The 19925-nt window shown below is 40.5% G+C and carries 14 protein-coding genes and 4 pseudogenes; 4 read left to right on the plus strand and 14 right to left on the minus strand.

The window, feature by feature from the left end; all coding sequences use genetic code 11:
* Positions 1 to 142: 142 nt before the first annotated feature.
* Positions 143 to 670: an outer membrane beta-barrel protein gene (locus tag DWX33_RS11390; RefSeq protein ID WP_122380434.1), complete on the minus strand. Its 528-nt coding sequence runs from the start codon at positions 668 to 670 to the stop codon at positions 143 to 145.
* 27 nt (positions 671 to 697) lie between these two features.
* Entirely contained in the window at positions 698 to 1222 is a 525-nt protein-coding gene (locus tag DWX33_RS11395) for a hypothetical protein (RefSeq protein ID WP_122380435.1), read from the minus strand.
* Between the two features lie 104 nt (positions 1223 to 1326).
* Between DWX33_RS11395 and DWX33_RS11400 the strand changes: the two genes are divergently transcribed.
* Positions 1327 to 1626 (plus strand): hypothetical protein, encoded by a 300-nt coding sequence (locus tag DWX33_RS11400; RefSeq protein ID WP_122380436.1) that lies wholly within the window; start codon positions 1327 to 1329, stop codon positions 1624 to 1626.
* 329 nt (positions 1627 to 1955) lie between these two features.
* Positions 1956 to 2110 (plus strand): annotated as a pseudogene (locus tag DWX33_RS22865) (site-specific integrase); the annotation flags it as partial.
* Between the two features lie 213 nt (positions 2111 to 2323).
* On the opposite strand, the pseudogene DWX33_RS22870 reads toward DWX33_RS22865, so the two are convergent.
* The 11 genes and pseudogenes from DWX33_RS22870 to DWX33_RS11460 form a co-directional block, all read right to left on the minus strand.
* Positions 2324 to 2767 (minus strand): annotated as a pseudogene (locus DWX33_RS22870) (ATP-binding protein); the annotation flags it as partial.
* A gap of 328 nt (positions 2768 to 3095) precedes the next feature.
* The gene (locus tag DWX33_RS11415) at positions 3096 to 4442 is read right to left on the minus strand and encodes an aspartate kinase (protein WP_122380437.1); all 1347 of its coding nucleotides are present in this window, start codon (positions 4440 to 4442) and stop codon (positions 3096 to 3098) included.
* 28 nt (positions 4443 to 4470) lie between these two features.
* Positions 4471 to 6189: an ATP-binding protein gene (locus tag DWX33_RS11420; RefSeq protein WP_121961406.1), complete on the minus strand. Its 1719-nt coding sequence runs from the start codon at positions 6187 to 6189 to the stop codon at positions 4471 to 4473.
* A 10-nt stretch (positions 6190 to 6199) separates the two neighbouring features.
* A complete protein-coding gene (locus tag DWX33_RS11425; RefSeq protein ID WP_005868607.1) occupies positions 6200 to 7321 on the minus strand; it encodes a sensor protein KdpD in 1122 nt (373 codons plus the stop codon).
* A gap of 13 nt (positions 7322 to 7334) precedes the next feature.
* Complete coding sequence (locus tag DWX33_RS11430) at positions 7335 to 8105, minus strand: hypothetical protein (RefSeq protein WP_005868608.1); 771 nt, start codon at positions 8103 to 8105, stop codon at positions 7335 to 7337.
* A gap of 32 nt (positions 8106 to 8137) precedes the next feature.
* Entirely contained in the window at positions 8138 to 8719 is a 582-nt protein-coding gene (locus tag DWX33_RS11435) for a K(+)-transporting ATPase subunit C (RefSeq protein ID WP_044546536.1), read from the minus strand.
* Between the two features lie 80 nt (positions 8720 to 8799).
* Positions 8800 to 10839, minus strand: coding sequence for a potassium-transporting ATPase subunit KdpB (gene kdpB / locus DWX33_RS11440; protein ID WP_122380438.1), 2040 nt, complete (start codon positions 10837 to 10839; stop codon positions 8800 to 8802).
* Positions 10840 to 10855: 16 nt separating this feature from the next.
* The gene (kdpA, locus tag DWX33_RS11445; protein WP_122379047.1) at positions 10856 to 12565 is read right to left on the minus strand and encodes a potassium-transporting ATPase subunit KdpA; all 1710 of its coding nucleotides are present in this window, start codon (positions 12563 to 12565) and stop codon (positions 10856 to 10858) included.
* Positions 12566 to 12591: 26 nt separating this feature from the next.
* Positions 12592 to 12672 (minus strand): potassium-transporting ATPase subunit F, encoded by an 81-nt coding sequence (locus tag DWX33_RS23165; RefSeq protein WP_080504992.1) that lies wholly within the window; start codon positions 12670 to 12672, stop codon positions 12592 to 12594.
* 370 nt (positions 12673 to 13042) lie between these two features.
* Positions 13043 to 13177 (minus strand): annotated as a pseudogene (locus DWX33_RS11455) (helix-turn-helix domain-containing protein); the annotation flags it as partial.
* 92 nt (positions 13178 to 13269) lie between these two features.
* Positions 13270 to 13743 carry a hypothetical protein gene (locus DWX33_RS11460; RefSeq protein ID WP_005868619.1) on the minus strand — a complete coding sequence of 158 codons (474 nt, stop codon included), beginning with the start codon at positions 13741 to 13743 and terminating at the stop codon, positions 13270 to 13272.
* A 701-nt stretch (positions 13744 to 14444) separates the two neighbouring features.
* Between DWX33_RS11460 and DWX33_RS11470 the strand changes: the two genes are divergently transcribed.
* Together DWX33_RS11470 and DWX33_RS11475 are read left to right on the plus strand one after the other, a co-directional pair.
* A complete protein-coding gene (locus DWX33_RS11470; RefSeq protein WP_121961336.1) occupies positions 14445 to 16706 on the plus strand; it encodes a bifunctional alpha,alpha-trehalose-phosphate synthase (UDP-forming)/trehalose-phosphatase in 2262 nt (753 codons plus the stop codon).
* 5 nt (positions 16707 to 16711) lie between these two features.
* Complete coding sequence (locus DWX33_RS11475; protein WP_122143959.1) at positions 16712 to 18499, plus strand: glycoside hydrolase family 15 protein; 1788 nt, start codon at positions 16712 to 16714, stop codon at positions 18497 to 18499.
* A 45-nt stretch (positions 18500 to 18544) separates the two neighbouring features.
* Here DWX33_RS11475 and DWX33_RS11480 read toward each other — a convergent pair.
* A pseudogene (locus DWX33_RS11480) lies at positions 18545 to 19279 on the minus strand (MATE family efflux transporter); the annotation flags it as partial.
* Between the last annotated feature and the right edge of the window lie 646 nt (positions 19280 to 19925).

Here is a 19925-nt window from a genome sequence, read left to right on the forward strand (position 1 = left end):
ATCCAACTCTTTTCTTATCATAAGCCCCCCTCACACTAGGTTGAGATAACTGGCAATTCAGGCAAAACCCACCATTGACATTTAGCCATTGTCAATGGTGGGTTTTTGAATCTATACTCATTTTAATTTAAAGATGCGCAAGTTAGAATCGATAAGCAAATCCTAAGTTAAAGACAGCTTGATCAAAATCACTAACCAATTGATAACGTAGCTCGAAATTCATAATCCAATTATTTGTCAGCAAAAAATCTGCTCCACCACCTATATTTACTCCTACTCTGCATTCGTTATGATGATCATCTTCTTTGTTTATATGAATATGGTCGCCATCCACATCAATATCAAATCCATCACCCAAATCAAACATCCAATTGGAAAATGTGAATCCAAATAAAGGATATAATTTGACGCTCCTTCCTACAGGACATAAGTAATGAAGGTTCATATTTATGTCCAACATACTGATATTGTCATTTTCTATGAAATAATTCAAAGACGGTTCGAGCCGTATGGGATCAGTTATGTTATATTGATATTTCAGCCCCAAACCAATACTTTCAATTTCTGTTCCATAGCTCAATCCGAAACCAATCGCTTGTCTGCCTTTTTGAGCATAGGTACTACTCAACACTACAAACAATAATCCTAAAAAAATCAAAATTCTTCTCATGGTTATCTGTTTTTATATTTATATGTGTCAATCGCCATCGTCATCATCATAATCATGATGTTTGTGATGTTTATGATGCTTATATTTCTTGTGGTGCTTATGTTTCTTGTAATGTTTATGATGATGCTTGTCATGATGGTTACAATGCGAACAATAATGTTCATGCCAACAATTACTATGATAATGAATCCTGTCATAAAAAGGATTGTAGTATGTTGATCCCGGTCTTATGCCTATCTCTATCAGCACTCGATTCCAGCCATGCTTATGGTAACGCTTGTAATAATCGCAGACATCGTTCATTCTCTTCCCGGAAGAACGGGCTATCTCAAGAGCCAGCCCTACATTGCCCCAATCGTTTCCAAATCTCTTGTAATAATCATCCAACGAATGATTAGGCATATTATATTCAACACATAAGCGTTTCCGATAATCGGATAGTTCCACTGATGCATATTGATTCGCCCTACTTATAAACAATGATAACCTGTCTTGTGCCAATATGGAACAAGAAACAGTTATAAATAACAGGAAAATTTTAAGCTGTCTCATATTTCACAAAACTATTAAAAAGTATGACATATTAGCCAAAGATATGATAAAAATTGAAACGACACCTCGTTTATCTCTCACAAAATGTAGATATCAACCCTTCAATGGGAATATTTACTAATAGAATCCTTTATTCAGAAGTAAGATATGGCAAAATTACCGACTATTATGAAAAATGCAGCGTATCTCCGGTGATCGGTACGGTTTTCTGCCATGCGGACAAATCCAGGGAACAGACTTCCAAACAACACTCAGCACCGAAATTGATCGCCAAAACTAGAGAGGAAAAATTTGCAGAAATCGAACACTTTATCTATCTTTGCATTGTCAAAGAGATGACGATTGAAAAGATAGTCAAGAAAAGCGATGAATTTAGTGTGGTGCTAATTCAATGGCTTTCATAAAAGATAAAGCAATAAATATGCAGTCAATCAGGATGTTAGGATAAATCGAAGCGAAAGGTTCGATTCCTGGTGGCACCACTTTTAAGAAAAGAGAAACGATGTAAATCCCTAACTTTCAAAGAAGTTTAGGGATTTTTCATTTTCAAGAATAGGTAAAATAAGTGGGACTAAAGTAAACTATACATCCTTATTCGGGGGATAGTTTTAGAAAGCCTAAAATGTTACACAGCACAAGTGCTACTTCGTTTTTTTACAGCACATTGATCTATTTTACATAACCGGGTTCTCGGTTCGATTTCCTAACTTTGTATCATTAAAAATTGAGCTGTATGGAAAGAGAAATATTCAGCGTGTTGTTCTTCATTAAGCGTAGTAAAACGTTAAAAACGGGAAAGTACCTCTGCGTGTGAAATTCTATCAGATTTACCAAGACTTGGAATTGGAGGAAAAGATTGTCTCCGCACGTGCCATAGTAAACCGCTATTAGGGAAAGGACGAAACTTTCAAAACATTATATAATGTGTTCAAGGAGTATAACGACAACTTGGAAACTCGAATGAAACAGATCCCCAATATCCAACTTAAATTGACCCCCGATTTATTTTTCCTAAAATACAAAAAAAACATCATATAATCAGTTCATTAGCTTTCGATTTGTGCTGGGTTTGTAATTTTTATTTACTGCCAATATAGTCATTCATTTCTTCCCGCAAATTTTGCGTAAGGACTCTCCGTGCAGCTCAATTCTTGCGGCTTGGTGAGTTATTCTGTACATGACTGCGCCGGCTATTGTCTCCTTGCCGATGACATCATACTTGTCTTTGACCGGCAATTGTGATGCAATCAGTGTTGATTTCTTACCATATCGGTCTTCGATGATGTCCATCAGATGCATTCTGCTTCCGTTGTCCAACGGCTGCAAGCCGAAATCATCCTGTATAAGCATATCCGTCCTTTCTATCTTTTTCAGCTCCTACAGGATGCTACCTTTTACCTTGGTGGCCTTCAACTGCCCTAAAAGTCTGGAAGTATTGGCATACAGCACTTTCAATCCTTTCTGGCAGACTCTGTATCCCAAGGCTGTGGCAATGTAGCTCTTTCCTGTACCGGAGCTTCCCATGACAAACAAGTCGCACACCTCCTTGACAAAACTTGTTCATGCTGATTGATTTATTGGGAATACTATCTGTTTTGTCTATTTAATAGATTAATGTAGAATTATGAACTGATTCTGTAACTCTTTTAATGTTTTTTTGGTGGGGCAATTTAAATTGGATTTTGGGGAACTCTTTAGATAGGACAATGGGGGGACAGTTTATACCAAATTTTCCACCTGTCAATACACAGAAGAATTTTCATTGTTTATTACCGAAAAATAGAAGCAGTCTCTACAAAAAAAGACTGCTTCTGCTTCATTTCTAAAACAAATCAAAAAACAAATATGCTCAACTATTAATCTTAATTTTCTTTTAAGAAACGGATGATAACACAGGTTTGTCTGATACGGAAAACAAGTGTTCACTAAGCGCCTTCAAAGCATGCACTTTATCTTCCGCTTTCATCACCAACGATACATTACTACTACTTCCGCCGTATGAAATCATCCGTACGGGAATATCTTTCAATGCATTGATGATGCGTGCCTCAAAACCGACATTTTGCCATTCTAGGTCACCAACAACACAAACAATCACCATATTCTTTTCGACTGTAATCGTTGCGTATTTCCGTAATACACCCACAATCTCGTCTATATGCTTGTCATCATCAATCGTTACGGAAACCCCGATATCGGAAGTGGTCACCATGTCCACCGGCGTATTGTAATTATAGAACGTATCAAACACGATGCTCAGAAAATGAGGTGTCGGTATCGTATGGAGCGACTTGATCTTGACATACGTGATGTTGTCTTTGGCGGCAACAGCTTTGATCGCACCCTTTTCCGCCGTATTCGAGATCAATGTACCCGACGCATTTGGCTGCAATGCGTTCAAGAGGCGTACCGGTATGTTCTTTTCCTTGGCAGGCAGGATGCAAGTCGGATGTAGTATCTTGGCACCGAAATGTGCCAACTTAGCGGCTTCGTCGAAGTTCAACTGCCTAACAGGAGCGGTGTCATTGACAAACCGTGGATCGTTGTTGTGCATCCCGTCAATATCCGTCCATATCTGTATCTCTTCTGCTTGGATAGCCGCTCCAATTAGAGAGGCGGTGTAATCGCTTCCTCCTCTTTCCAAGTTGTCAATGCTGCCGTAAGCATTCCGGCAGATGAAACCTTGCGTAATATATATTTCTGCCTCTTTGTTTTGCTCCAAAAGTGTATTTAGGTGTTTAGCGATATATTCCATGTCCGGTTCATTGTCCATTGTAATCCGCATGAAGTTTAACGCAGGCAATAAAACTACCTTCACTCCTTGTTCTTCCAGATAGCAGGTCATCAGAAAGGTTGATATTAGCTCACCCTGTACCAAGATTTCCTTTTCATCGAACATGCTGAAAGGCATATTAGAGAAAGACCAGACATGTTGAGACCGTTCAAGCATGTATTGCATGGCCCTTTCTTTGTAGGTATCGCTTTGGTATAATTCTTCTATATGATTGACATAAGCTTGTTCCAAAGCAGAAAGGATCGCATTGGCTTTTCCCGGATCTTTCTTATGGAAACACTCAGATATCTCCACTAAAGAGTTTGTTGTCCCTGCCATGGCAGAGAGTACTACTATTTTCTGTTCCTGATCGCAAATGATTGATGCGACATTCTTGATCCGCTGGGCAGAACCGACTGAAGTACCACCAAATTTTAATACTTTCATTAGACTATCTGATTTTTGATTTTACTTTTTATACATTGAATCTGATCACGAACGTGCTACCTTTACCGACTTCGCTTTCGATACGGATCGTACCACCATGAGCTTCCACAAAGTCCTTGCTGATGGCAAGTCCCAAACCGCTACCTTGTACTTTTGTTCCCGGCACACGGAAATAGTGGTCGAAAATACTTTCGTGGTAACGCAAGTCAATGCCCTTTCCGAAGTCCTTGACATAGATCTCGACGGCTTTGTCGATCTGTCGTGCACCGATGATAATCCGTCCGTTCTCCGACGAATAACGGATGGCATTCGATAACAGGTTGGTCACAACCCAAGCAATTTTCTCGCTGTCGACAAACAATTTGGTGATCTTTTCAGGATACTCCACTTCGATCTGACAGTTAAAACGCTCGGCCTGTACCCGGTTCGCCTTGATGGCATAGTCGATCAGTTCGATCGGTTTGGTAATCTTCGGATTCAGGTAGAGCTTACCGCTTTCTACCTGTGACATCTTCAACAATTCGCCAGTGATCTCCAACAAACGGTCGCTATTTTCCTTTATGTTCTTGGAAAGGCTCTCCTGTTCTGTATTCAGTTTTCCGAACCGATTGTCTTCCAGCAGTTCCAAGCTCATCATGATAGCCGATATCGGTGTCTTCAGTTCATGAGAGATCGTTGAAATAAAGGTTGTCTTTGCAATATCTTTTTCTTTAAATTCGGTCACGTTCTTCAACAGGATCACATCCCCGACATACTTACTCTCCAGTCCAGTCTGCCTGTTAACGTTGATCGGGATGTATTTTACTTGAAAATAGCTTTCCTTGTTGTCCGCATAGATTTTCAACGGATCCTTATTGTCATCGGGATGTACCAACTGGCGGATCAAACGGCGCAGCAGATCATTTTTTAACGCCACTTCGGGAGCCGGTTTGTCGATAATGTTTTCCCGTGTCAAATTCAAAACAGTCAAAGCCTCGTCATTGACAAACAAAATCTTCCGTTCCTTACTCAAGCCTATGATAGGTTCTGCAATGCTGTTGATAATTGTTTCTATATATTTTTTCCCTTGCAGGATATCTTCCAGCGAACTGTTCCTGTATTCGGCCAAGCGCTCGGCCATCTCGTTGAACAACGTGGCTATTTCCTTAAACTCCGGTTCATTGCCCAAATTAAGCCGTTTGCTGTAATTGGCATTGGTGATTTCCTTGATGCCATCCGTCAATTTCCGGATCTGTACGCTGACCGAGCGTGGCAGGCGAGCCAGAAAGAGGAAGGCGATCACGATACAAGCGATCCCTACCGTCCAGATCCAAAAGAGAGACCTTTCCGCCGTGTGGACAGCCACTTCATTCTTCTCATAAATGGCAGACATATTGACTGCCATAATGGTATAAATCGTCTGGCGTATCTGCCGAATCGATTCATCATCCATGTCATCCAACGCCTTTTCACAGTTCGAACTTAATCGGTTAGTCAGTATGTCTTCATCCTTCTCTGTCAAATTTTTTTTCTGAGCTTCCAACCCGGCCTCAAACTCTTTTCGGGCATTCGGATTTTCCCGAATGGCATCCAGTGACTCGAGCATCTGACGGGAATAAAGGAGTGAATTGTAATTATCCGCTAGGATATTCTGCGTGTCATCCGATACATTATGAATGTTTTTTATAGCCAATCCACCTAATAAAGTGATCAGGACAAATAAAAGTCCTATCCCATAAGTCAACTTTGTTTTTATATTCATATTCATGGAAGGATTTTTATGCTAATATTATTAAATCAATGCCTAATTGAGCCAACTCTTCTAACATGTTCCGATAGTGAACCATCGCAAGGATAGCGGAAGGATATTTTAAAGCTGGTCGTCCGATACATAGCGTACTGATTTGCTTTTCTTTACAAACCTGTACGATCGCATCCGTTATATGTGGGGATTGCACTTGAATGATTTCTCCTCCAAGTTCCGTTGCCAACTTGAAATGGTTAAGCAAATGCCTTTGACTTGCCAACGGAATCCTGTCGGAACTTTCTCTTGGGGTTTGTACATACAGTACAAAAAACTTGGAATTATATCGGGTTGCCAACCGTGCGACTTTCCGTATGATCTTACGGGGAGTTTTCTCATTACTGCTGATGCAGGCCATAAACCTTTCGTGGCGTACGCCGAGATTCTCTGGAATGGTATTCTCCACTTTTTTTTCTACCCGCAAAGCTACCTCTTTCAATGCCAACTCCCTAAGCTGAAGAATATGTTCAGCCTTAAAGAAATTATTTAATGCTGTTTGTATCTTATCGGGTTTGTATATTTTTCCGGCTTTTAACCGAGCCAGCAATTCGTCAGCGGTAAGGTCTATGTTGACCACTTCATCAGCCTGCTCCAGTACGATATCAGGAATACGTTCCTTGACCTCAATGCCAACCACGTCCTGCACCATCTCGTTAAGTCCTTCTATATGCTGAATATTGACCGCCGTGATCACACTGATACCGGCATCCAGTATATCCATGACATCCTGCCAACGCTTTTCGTTCTTACTGCCTTCGACATTGGTATGAGCCAATTCGTCAACGATGACAACTTCAGGATGGATACTGAGAATCGACTGCAAGTCCATCTCTTCGATCTCTTTTCCTTTATAAAATATCTTGCGGCGGGGGATGATAGGCAATCCTTCCACCAAAGCCTCCGTCTCGACTCTCCCATGTGTTTCTATATAACCGATCTTGACATCGATACCGCTTTCCAGTAATTGGTGGGCATCAGATAGCATCCGATACGATTTACCTACACCGGCAATCATGCCGATGTAGATTTTAAAATTGCCACGACGAGACTTTTTCAACAAATCTAAAAAATGTTGTACACTTTGTTCTCGGTCCATGCGTATTATTATATCAAGGTCTTAAAGAAATTCCCAAGACAAGATGGGCATCCTCCATACGAGGGTTCCAAATTGCCTGTGTAAAAATAGGTAATGAGAAAGAATCCGTGATTTTGATATCTTTCGTTGCTTTCAATGCAACATTCGTTACTGCAAATCCACTATTTACATCACCTCCATACGTAGTTATTCCCGCATCATACGGAAGAACACCACAAGTTGCATTCAGATCGACGCCCTTCACTGTGAATGGAAAATTCAACTCCACATAAGAAGAATAGTTTTGGTTTCCATTTTCATCTTTGTCTTGACCGGCAAACATGAAATTCCAAGTGATAGACAAAGGTAACTTCTCAATAGGTAAAGTGTAAGCCAAACCTGCTTCAAAATGGTGATCTGTTTCATGGCTTTTGAAGTTAAAATAACGGCAAGAGCCTTGCCCTGCCCACCATAAGCTAGCGACAGACAATGTAGGACCAGCTGATCCGAATGTATACGCTGCCGTTAAATCTATCTCTTTAGCAGCAGGCATAGATGTAGAGTTTGCTCCCTGAAAATCGGTAGATCCCCAGGCTGTCAAAGAGAAATTACCTACCCCCAGTGATAGTGTCGGCTGGAAGCTAGCACCAGTTTGGTAGAAACCACGCCAAATATAGGAACTTACCAAATCTCCCTGTACAGAAAAACTTACTTTACCATCCTCTTCCTGTGCATTAGCCAACGTAGAAGATGCCATTGAGAATACAACTGCCAAGGCTGCTACTTTTTTTACGAATGATTTCATAACCTAAATCTAATTGACTTATTAAAAATTTGTTATTTGTTATTTGATGCTTGATCAAGCGCAACATTTAATTTCAATACATTTACTTTCTCCGTTCCGAACATACCCAATAACGGTTTCTCAACATGAGAATTGACGATACCCATTACCTTTTCTTCCGACCATCCACGAGCGTCCGCTACACGTTTGGCCTGTGCATAAGCGGCTTTCGGTGAGATATGGGGATCCAAACCGGAACTGCTGGCCGTGATGATTTCAGCCGGAACTTTTTCACGGGTTAGGTAAGGATGATGAACCAAGAATGTATCAATACGTTCTTCCAACAAAGCTAAATGTTCTTCATTGGAAGGTCCCTTGTTACTACCTGCCGAACTGGATGCATCGTAACCGTCACCGGCATGGGAAGGACGTCCCCAGAAATAAATATCTTGCGTGAAATTCTGACCAATATTGGCGGCCCCCACTACTTTTCCATTCAATGTAACCAGTTCGGCATTACCCTTATTCGGTCCTGCCACTTGGGCAAACAACCACAAAACGAAAATGTAGAAAACACTGAAGAACAAACAAAATGCAATTGTCAGTCTTAATGATTTAAAAAGATTTGATATCATAATGAATTATTGTTTTATTTTTTTAACCTTCCTCCTATCTTCATACAGAGGGAGGAAGGTTTTTAATATTGATTTTACTTTTACATGAATAAACTTACAATCATATCTATCAACTTGATACCAATGAACGGGGCAATTACACCGCCCAAACCGTAGATCAGCAAGTTGCGACGAAGCAATGCGGAAGCACCAATCGGTTTATAAGCCACACCACGTAATGCCAGAGGGATCAGAATCGGGATGATGATCGCATTAAAGATGATCGCACTTAGGATCGCTGATTCCGGACTGTGCAGGTGCATGATGTTCATCGGGGCCAATGCCGGGATCGTAACCATGAACAGAGCTGGTACGATAGCGAAATACTTGGCCACGTCGTTAGCGATACTGAAAGTAGTCAGCGTACCGCAAGTCATCAGCAACTGTTTACCGATTTCGACAATCTCGATCAGTTTCGTTGGGTCGTTGTCCAAATCAACCATATTACCAGCTTCCTTGGCAGCCTGCGTACCACTGTTCATTGCGACACCAACGTTTGCCTGAGCCAAGGCCGGGGCATCGTTCGTACCGTCCCCCATCATGGCGACCAGCTTACCGTTTTCCTGTTCCTTACGGATATAGTTCATCTTGTCTTCCGGTTTGGCTTCGGCGATATAATCGTCTACACCAGCTTTTTCAGCGATATATTTTGCGGTCAACGGGTTATCACCGGTTACCATTACCGTCTTCACACCCATCTTACGCAAACGTTCAAAACGTTCTTGGATCCCCGGTTTGATGATATCCTGTAATTCGATCACACCGATGATGAAATCATCCTGTGAAACAACCAGCGGAGTACCGCCGTTACTCGTGATCTTCTGAACCAAATCGGCCACCTCTTTCGGATATTTGTTGCCGGCAGCCTCACTCATCTTACGAATAGCATCAAAAGCTCCTTTACGGATGCGAGTACCGTTTGCCAAATCCACTCCTGAGCATTTAGTTTCTGCCGTAAACTTGATCATCTTTGATCCGGATGTATTCAGATCATGTACACGTACACCTTTTTCACGTCCCAGTTCCACGATTGACTTACCTTCGGGTGTATCGTCAGAAAGAGAGGACAGTAGACAAGCTTGTACAAAAGAGTGTTCGTCAATGCCGGATACCGGATAGAACTGGGTTGCTTTACGGTTACCGATCGTGATCGTACCGGTCTTGTCGAGCAGCAAAGTATCAATGTCACCGGCTGTTTCAACCGCCTTACCGGATTTGGTGATCACATTAGCAGACAACGCACGATCCATACCGGCAATACCGATGGCAGATAACAAACCACCGATCGTAGTCGGGATCAAACAAACGAACAAAGAGATAAAGGCCGCAATCGTAATCGTCGTGTTGGAATAATCAGCAAACGGTTTCAAGGTACCGCAAACAACAACGAATACCAATGTAAAACCTGCCAGCAAGATTGTCAAGGCGATTTCGTTCGGAGTTTTCTGGCGAGAAGCGCCTTCCACCAAGGCGATCATCTTATCCAAGAAACTTTCACCCGGTTCGGTCGTCACTTTCACCTTGATCTGGTCGGACAATACTTTCGTACCGCCTGTTACAGAACTCTTGTCTCCACCCGCTTCACGGATCACCGGAGCAGATTCACCTGTGATGGCGCTTTCATCGATAGAAGCCAGACCTTCGATAATTTCACCATCGGAAGGAATCGTGTCGCCGGCTTCACAAATAAAGATGTCGCCTTTCTTCAACTGAGAAGAACTGACCGTTTCGATCTTGTTACCGACACACAATTTGGCAGGAGTTTCTTCCCGGGTCTTACGCAAACTGTCGGCCTGTGCCTTGCCTCGTGCCTCTGCAATCGCCTCTGCGAAGTTGGCGAAAAGCAACGTGGCGAACAATACAATAAACACTAAGATATTGTAACCGAAAGATCCTTGCGTTGTATCACCGGTGGCAGCAGCCCAAATCGTAACAAACAACATGACGAATGTCACTACCTCCACGATAAACATGATCGGGTTACGGAACATCATCCGCGGATTCAACTTAACGAATGATTGCTTCAAACTTTCTATAACGAGCTCCTTTGGAAATAAAGAAGCAGTTTTGTTATTTCTCATCTTCTTAATCTGTCAATTAGTAAATACTAAAATATTCGGCGATCGGGCCTAATGTTTGTGCCGGGAAGAATGACAAGGCAGCAACGATGACGATTACGCAGAATGTCATCACACCGAATGTAACCGTATCAGTCTTTAATGTACCCGCGCTTTCCGGAGTGTACTTCTTGTTTGCCAAAAGACCTGCAATAGCTACCTGTCCGACAATTGGCAAATAACGTGAAATGATCAGTGCCAAACCGCAAGTGTAGTTCCAGAAATAGGTATTGTCGCCTAATCCTTCAAAACCGGAACCGTTGTTAGCAGAAGAAGAAGTATATTCATATAACATTTCACTGAAACCATGGAAACCGGGGTTGTTCAACCAGCCACCCTCGCTCTCTACGAATTCAGGGGCATATACCCATACGTAGGAAGAGATAGCCGTAAAGGTCAAAATCACGAACGGGTGAGCCAACGAAACGATCGTCGCAATCTTCATTTCTCGGGCTTCTACCTTTTTACCTAAGAATTCCGGCGTACGTCCGACCATCAAACCGCTGATGAATACGGCTATGATCAAGAATGCATAGTAGTTCATGAAACCTACGCCGACACCACCAAACCATGTATTGATCTGCATGTTCAACATCTCCACCATACCGGAAAGAGGCATTGTGCTGTCGTGCATACCGTTAACGGAACCATTAGAGGTGACGGTCGTAGTCACAGACCACAAAGCGGTTGCGCCCGGACCCAGACGGGTTTCCTTACCTTCCATAGCACCGCAAGACTGGTCAATACCCATCTCGTCGATTTTCGGGTTACCTGCCATCTCATAGTGAACGTTACAGAATACCCCCAAAAGATAAGCAAACAGCATTACACCATAGATCACATAACCTAACTTTTTACGTTTCAGATAAAATCCCAAAGCAAATACCAATGCCATCGGAATGATCAGAATAGACCAGCATTCTACAATATTGGTCAGGTAAGTCGGGTTTTCCAATGGGTGAGAAGAGTTTACTCCGAAGTAACCACCACCATTCGTACCTAACTGTTTAATCGGAACGATTGCAGCTGTAGGGCCTTGTGAAACAGTTTGTTCTGCTCCTTCCAATGTCGGGATTGTCATTTTGGAGTCGAAGCCCATCGGCGTACCTTGTATGATCAGGATGAAACCCACGATCAGAGACATCGGGAAAAGGATACGTGTACAGCTGATCACTAAATAGTGCCAGAAGTTGCCGATTGTTTTAGTTGTTTTGGTAGCCATCGATTTCATAATTCCAGCCATAGCAGCCATACCTGTTGCAGCAGTGATGAACTGGAACAACATGATGACGAACAACTGTGTAAAATAAGTCAAACCGCTTTCTCCGCTATAGTGCTGCAAGTTACAGTTAACCATGAAACTAATACACGTGTTGAACGCCAAATCTGGACTTTGTCCGCTGTTCCCATCAGGATTCAAAGGAAGATATCCTTGCGATACCAACAGGATCATACCCCAGAAGAACCAAAATACGTTTATAATAAGCAGAGATTTCAAGAATGCCTTCCAATCCATCTCTTCATTGGGGTTGATACCCGCCAGTTTGTAAATAAATCTTTCAATTGGAGCCATGAAACGCATGCAGTCGTTTCCATCCTTATACACCTTGGCGATATGCTTTCCCAGCGGGTAACTGATAACCAGCAGCAGCAATATCTGCAATGCTACACCTAAAATTTCTGTATTCATCTTTTCACTTAAAAAAATAATTACCATTAAAACTTTTCGGGCTTAATTAGGACATACATCAAATACCCGAAGATCAATAAGCAAAGTATAAACAGTGCTAAAAACATAATTTAATTCTCCTTTCTTACATTAAATTTTCTCAAACCAGTCCACACACTTGAAGAAAAACCAATAGCATACTACACCGGTAGCACACAAGAACAAAAATGATAACGTATCTTCCATACTTGTCTCTTTTAATTGTTAATACTATTTATTTGTTTTCCGCCCTACTATATGCCAAAGTTGTGCCAAAAAATCGAGTTTATGCACAATATATTGTTTATCAGTTATATAATCAAAAAAATAATATTATTATGTAATATGCTCAATCCTTTTCAAAATGAAAATATCCTTTTCATTTTGAAAAGGTATATAAAAAGGCAAGCTGCCTGTTTTAGGTAACCTACCGGGTATGCAAGAACAAAGTGTTCCACATTATAGTCCATAGGCTTCCATCTTCTTATAAAGTGTGGTTAAGCCTATCCCAAGAAGACGAGCTGCTTCGGGTTTGTATCCGTTGGTATGTTGGAGAACTTTCTGAATGAGGTGCTTTTCAACGCTGATTAGGTCCAATTCAATATTATTCCCCATATTTTCAGATAATTGACATTTCCTTTCCATGGACATCGTTTTATGGCTGCCATATATTTTTTATGATCACTTTAAATCTCACCAAAATCTTTAGATATCTGCCCTGCACAGACAGGCTTCCAACAATCGAAATTTCTCTTTTTAGCTAAAATCGTGTTATTGATTATAGGCAATTCGCAACTTTCGCTGATATATAAAATAGCATGTCCCCGAGCTGTTGTTTTCAATTGTTTTCTTAATGTGTTCCAAGCTTCTGTATCAGAAATAAAATATTGCGATGCGGTAGACTCCGTTTCATACACCAGTTTGTATTCATTCAGCACCAATTCATTTTCCTGATTTGTCTTCTTTTGAGGATAGCATAAATAGGCAATTCCTGTCAAAAGGATGATTCCTGTAAAAGTATTCAGCAGATATTTAAAATAATAATCATTTTCGAAGAAATAGAATTCATTGATGTTACCACATATACATACGCTAGCCACAAACAGTAATATTACCGTTATCCGTTGCTTCAAAAATTTCATCCGCATATTCTTTTCCATTTGTATCCTAATTTTTGAAATTAAATCTTTTAAATAAGCCGTGAATAAATTATATCCACGGCTCAAAAAGAAAAAAACAATTCAAATCTTTACATAATGAATGGAGAAAAAGATTTTGGTACACATAAAACAACTTTAATTGCAATAATATATAATATGAAACTTATATCCTTCTATGGGCAACCAAATACTTCTTGCAAGGCCACCATTTTTCAATCCTGTTTTTCAAAATGAAAAAATATCCAAAAACACCAATCCAGCTTGTTACTAGTAACAGAACGATAATCTTGTTTTTGATCCTTTGAGGAACATCTTTTTTTATTAAATTGCTGATTGCCCATACAGAGGCAAGCGAGCCTAATTGATAAATAAAAAATACCATTTTGTTTCTTTGTTGTTCTACATTGTTTCTTATAGCAGACAACCGAAGATGAATATTAATGATACTTTCTTCGGAAATCTAAACTGATAAAGATAATGCCAAAATCAGACCAATTTAAGAACAATAAACATAAATCACTATATATCAATAGATTAAAAATATCAATTCTAAATTGAAAGTAAAAAAAACAACTAAAATGAAAAACACTTTTTCATTTTGGTAATATTACTTAGGCTTCCCTATTTGCAAACATCTGTTTATCAATGACAAATACAAATTGGTATGGATTTTGCTTTGTGTTGTATATAATATTTCAAATATGAGATTATTTATCATTTCGAATAGGTTGCCTGTAAAAGTTACACGTTCCTCCGATGGAAAATTTGTTTTTTCACGGAGCGAAGGAGGGCTGGCTACAGGTTTGAAGTCATTGGACGTTGATTGTGAAAAACATTGGATTGGTTGGCCTGGCGTCTGCGTAGAACAAAAGACGGAAAAAGATGACATTTGCAGTCAATTGGAAAAAAATAATTATCATCCGGTATTCTTATCCGACAGGCAGTATGAAAATTACTACGAAGGATATAGCAACAGTACCCTATGGCCCCTCTGTCATTACTTTTTTGCTTATACGTTATATAAAAAGAACTTTTGGGAATCATATAGGGAAGTCAATGCTGTTTTTTGTGAAGAGATATCTCGGATAGTTGAACCTAATGATTGGGTTTGGGTACAGGACTATCAGTTAATGCTGTTGCCGGGCATGCTCCGTGAGAAGTTTCCCAACCTTCATATCGGGTATTTCCACCATATTCCGTTCCCTTCACATGAACTTTTCCGGATTCTGCCCGAAAGGGTCGAGATCCTGAACGGACTTTTGGGAGCCGACTTTGTCGCTTTTCACATTCACGATTATATGCGTCATTTCATCAGTGCGACGGAACGCATCCTTCATAAGAATTTCAATCTGGATGAAGTTCAAATGAATGATCGTGTAACCCGTGTGGATGCATTACCGATGGGGATAAACTATGATCTTTATCACAATGTGATAGCTGATGACAAAGTCCACCACGCAGTAGAGAAAACACGACTTCTATTTGGAGATCATAAGTTAATCATATCGGTAGACCGACTGGATTACAGCAAAGGAATATTGCACCGTCTTTACGGATTCGCCTCTTTTTTGAAAAATCATCCGGAATATCACGGGAAAGTGACATTGGCGATGGTTATCGTCCCCTCTCGCGACCATGTAGGCAGTTATGCCGAATTGAAAACCAAAATAGACGAGGAGATCGGTTCTATCAATGGAACTTACTCTACCATGAATTGGACTCCGGTATGTTATTTTTATCACGGTTTCTCTTTTGAGGAATTAGTAGCGATGTATTATGTTGCCGATATAGCCTTGGTAACCCCTTTGCGCGATGGTATGAATCTTGTGGCAAAAGAGTATGTCGCTACCAAACAAGATAATCCGGGGGTACTCATTTTAAGTGAAATGGCCGGTGCTTCGGTTGAATTGTCTGATGCTTTATTGATTAATCCAAACGACACGGACCAGATCGAACAAGCCATTTGCCGTGCATTGAAAATGCCATTGGAGGAACAAAGAGAAAGGCTTCAGCGAATGCAAGCCATCCTTTCGGTTCAAACCGTAAACAAATGGGCTGCGGATTTCATGAGAGAATGGCGGCAGACCGCAGAGAAAAACAAACGATTACAAAAGAAAAAGATCTCCGCACAAGACCAGAACGAAATCAAAACATTATATGACCAAGCGAAAAAGCGCTTGATTTTGCTGGATTACGACGGAACATTAACTGCATTCAAAAATCATCCGGAAGATGCAGTTCCAACACCTGCATTACGAGACCTGTTACAGCGTTTTTGTTCTGACTCTCGGAATCATGTAACCATTAATAGCGGGCGGGACCACTATACATTGGAGAAATGGCTGGGAGATCTTCCTCTGTCTTTTGCCGCCGAGCATGGTGCATTTTACAAGGAAAAAGGCGCATGGCATAAAAACATAGGCAATCGAGAGTGGGATTCGGAGCTATTGTTTATTCTAAATTTGTTTGTAAGCAAAACCCCGTACTCTCATCTTGAGACAAAAGAAGCTGCTCTTGCCTGGCATTATAGAGAATCGGACGCCTGGCTGGGAGAGCTGAGAGCGCAACAGCTAACAAAGGCTATAATGCCTGTTTGCCTGAAAAAGGGATTACAAATCATGCAGGGCAACAAAGTCGTGGAAATAAAATCTCCAGAATGCACAAAAGGTTCGGAAGTAGCTCGCCTATTATTGGCTTCCCGCTATGATTTTATACTAGCAATGGGAGATGACACGACGGATGAGGATATGTTCCGGGCTCTTCCAGTATCCGCCATAACAGTTAAAGTTGGAATTGTATCTGAAAAAGCCAAATACAATCTGTCCTCGCAGGAAGAAGTATTGCCTTTTTTGGAAAAACTGTCGGGTGAAGGTGTTAGTTACGGAACGACTTCCAAAAGCATAAAAGGTCAACTGAAAGCCACCGTTGATTTTTTTAAAGGATTGTGGACAAATAAAAAATAATTTTTATGGACAAGTTAAATTACGGAGTAATAGGAAATTGCTGCACTGCGGCTTTGATTTCGGATAAAGGCAGTATAGATTGGTTATGTTTCCCTAACTTCGACTCACCTTCCATCTTTGCATCATTGCTCGATCGGGAGAAAGGGGGATATTTCGGCTTCGAGGTTTCTCCGGATTATCAAATATCGCAATCGTATGTTCCTCATACAAATATTCTTTCGACCAACTTCGTATCAGAAGAAAATGAATTTGCCGTTGTAGATTTCATGCCTTGTTACCATCTGAGCGATGCGAGCAATTGTTATCGTCCGGCAGAGATCTACCGATATATCCGCAGAATCAAAGGTACTCCCCGTTTTAAAATCAACTATGAGCCGGCTCCGGACTATGCCCGTGGAAAGACAATTTTCAACACGACCTCGGAATATATAGAGACCTACTCTACTTCTAACAGCAAAGATAGGCAATATCTTTATTCCTCACTACCTTTGCACAACATCTTGGAACAGAAAGAAATCGTACTGGCTAAGGACGAGTTCTTGCTACTTTCATATAACGAGAAAGTAATACCTGTCAACATTGAGCGTGAGAAACTGGAATACTGCCGGACGCTGGTTTATTGGTTGAATTGGACTGACCGAACCAAGAAGTTTACGGTCTATAACGATGTCATTGAGCGAAGTCTCCTAGTTTTAAAATTGATGTCTTTTTATAATGGAGCCGTATTGGCGGCCATAACAACTAGCCTACCGGAAACGATCGGAGAAGTCCGTAACTGGGATTATCGTTTTTGTTGGCTGCGCGACGCCTCCATGTCCATTGAAACTTTGTTCCAGATAGGCCATGTGGAAGCCGCAAGGCGGTTCATGAGATTTGTCCAGTCTACTTTTGTTTCTCAACACGATACTTACCAGATCATGTACGGTATTCGCGGAGAAAGAAAATTGACGGAAGTTATTCTGGGACATCTTTCCGGTTATAAGAACTCACGACCCGTTCGGATCGGTAATGATGCTTACCACCAGCTTCAAAATGACTCGTTCGGCTATTTAATGGACCTGATCTACCAATACTATCGTTTGATGCCCGGTACATTGGACGAGGTGGAAGATATGTGGGAAATGGTAAAAAGTATCCTGACGAATGTGATGATTGACTGGAAAAAACCAGACAAAGGCATTTGGGAAATTAGAGGAAAAGGACAGCATTTTGTTTCCTCCAAAGTTATGTGCTGGGTCGCATTAGACAGGGGAGCTCGTATTGCAGATTTATTAAACAAACCGACATACCGGAGACGTTGGTCGGAAGAAGCGACCGTAATCAAAGAAAATGTCATGAAAAACGGTTGGAAAGAAGAGATGCAAAGTTTCTCGCAAACCTACGGTAATTCCGACCTTGATGCGTCCTTGTTGTTAATGGAACCGTACGGATTTATCGATCCGAGAGACATACGCTACCATAAAACTGTGCAAGCGATAAAGAATGCGTTACTTTACAAAGGGTTGATGTACCGTTATAAATCTCATGATGATTTCGGACTTCCCTCTTCCGCCTTTACTATTTGTACGTTCTGGCTCATTCGTGCTCTTTATGTCATTGGAGAAAAAGAAGAAGCACGTAGTCTGTTTGAGGAAATGCTTCATAATTCAAATCACTTGGGACTTTTCAGTGAAGACATTGATTTTGAAACCAAGGAGCAACTGGGGAATTTTCCTCAAGCATATTCCCATTTGGCACTAGTCAATACCGCTATATTGTTTTCGGAAGAGGACATACGACTGTTTTTTAAATAAACCTTCTGTATCTCTTTCATTTTGGAAATATTTTTTCACTATGCAAGGGGCTACACTAATAAACGCATGAAGCATACTCCATATTGATAACTTCAAGACTTTTATAAGTAAATTACCATTATAGACCGGCCTCAACCCATATTTTTCTTTATCCAATCGTATCCACATATAGAAGGAAAGCATCATAAAGGAACCCATCTCTGCCAAAGAAGAGGCAATTGCCGCCCCCGAGATTCCTAATTCCCTAGTGAATATCAAATAAAAATTTAAAGGAATATTGATTAATACCGCTATGGCAGCAGCCCAAGATAGAGCTTTTGTATGCGTTATCCCCACTAAAAAAGAACGTATCGCCAAAAATGGGAATGAAAACAACAATCCAAAGCTACGCCAATCCAAGTATAGGATTACCGCTCGATAAATATCCGAGGAAACGATCAGCTTCTTTAATATAAATGGGGAAACCGTATGAATGAGAAGGTAAAGAAAGATAGCCAATCCCAAAAGGAAAAATAAGCCTTGAAAAAAGGTCTTGCCGGTTTCCTTGTAATCTTGCTCTCCATTCCTTCGAGCTACCATTACTTGCAATCCAATGCTAAATCCAAAACCAAGCATATAAATCGCCAAATAATAAATTCCGGCGATAGCGGACGCTCCTAATTCTATCTCTCCAACGTGGCCTAAGAAAACAGCATCCGTAATATTGATTAATTGTTCCATTAAGATGCTCATCATTACAGGAAAGTTGATGAGCCATATTTGTTTATATGTATAATTCATTGCTCAACTGTATAATAGTGCGATACAACATACCGATTTTATGCAGTATGTTATTTCGTAATCCATAAAATAAAAGGATATAAAATCTCCGTGACAAATAAAGCTGTATTTGTCAAATAGCTGAATAGCTTTATTGGATAGGGCTATTCGTTGAGCGTAGCTATATACAGAGTTTCATAAAAGATGAATATTTTTGTGTTTCTAAATCTTAATGCAAAGATAAGGAAAAAAGCAAGCAAGCAAGTAATACAAGGAAAAAACTATACTTCAAAAGTAAGTTAACTTCATGAGGCAAGTAAGTTAACTTCGTTGCCGATATAAGTTAATTAAAAGGCCAAAGTAAGTTAACTTCATTTTGCTAGAATATAATGTCCAATGTTTAACATACCTATTCACGGGTTTCGGACTGATCCGATTTATTAATAGGGCTAAAAGAAAAAACGGCTAAATAGACGTCTCTATCCAACCGTTCAAAAGATCTTCGCGATAATCTTTTGTGCTCACAGTCAAGGTTAAACTCGAAAAACATATAACTTCAAAATGAATTTATAACATCATTTTGTTTTGATGTTGGCAAAGGTAAGCCTTTATTTGTAAATAACAATTTTTTATCATGTTTTTTTTACTATTATATCTTTTTTTTCTT

This window comes from Parabacteroides sp. AF19-14, assembly GCF_003635485.1.
GTDB classification, from domain to species: Bacteria; Bacteroidota; Bacteroidia; order Bacteroidales; family Tannerellaceae; genus Parabacteroides; species Parabacteroides distasonis.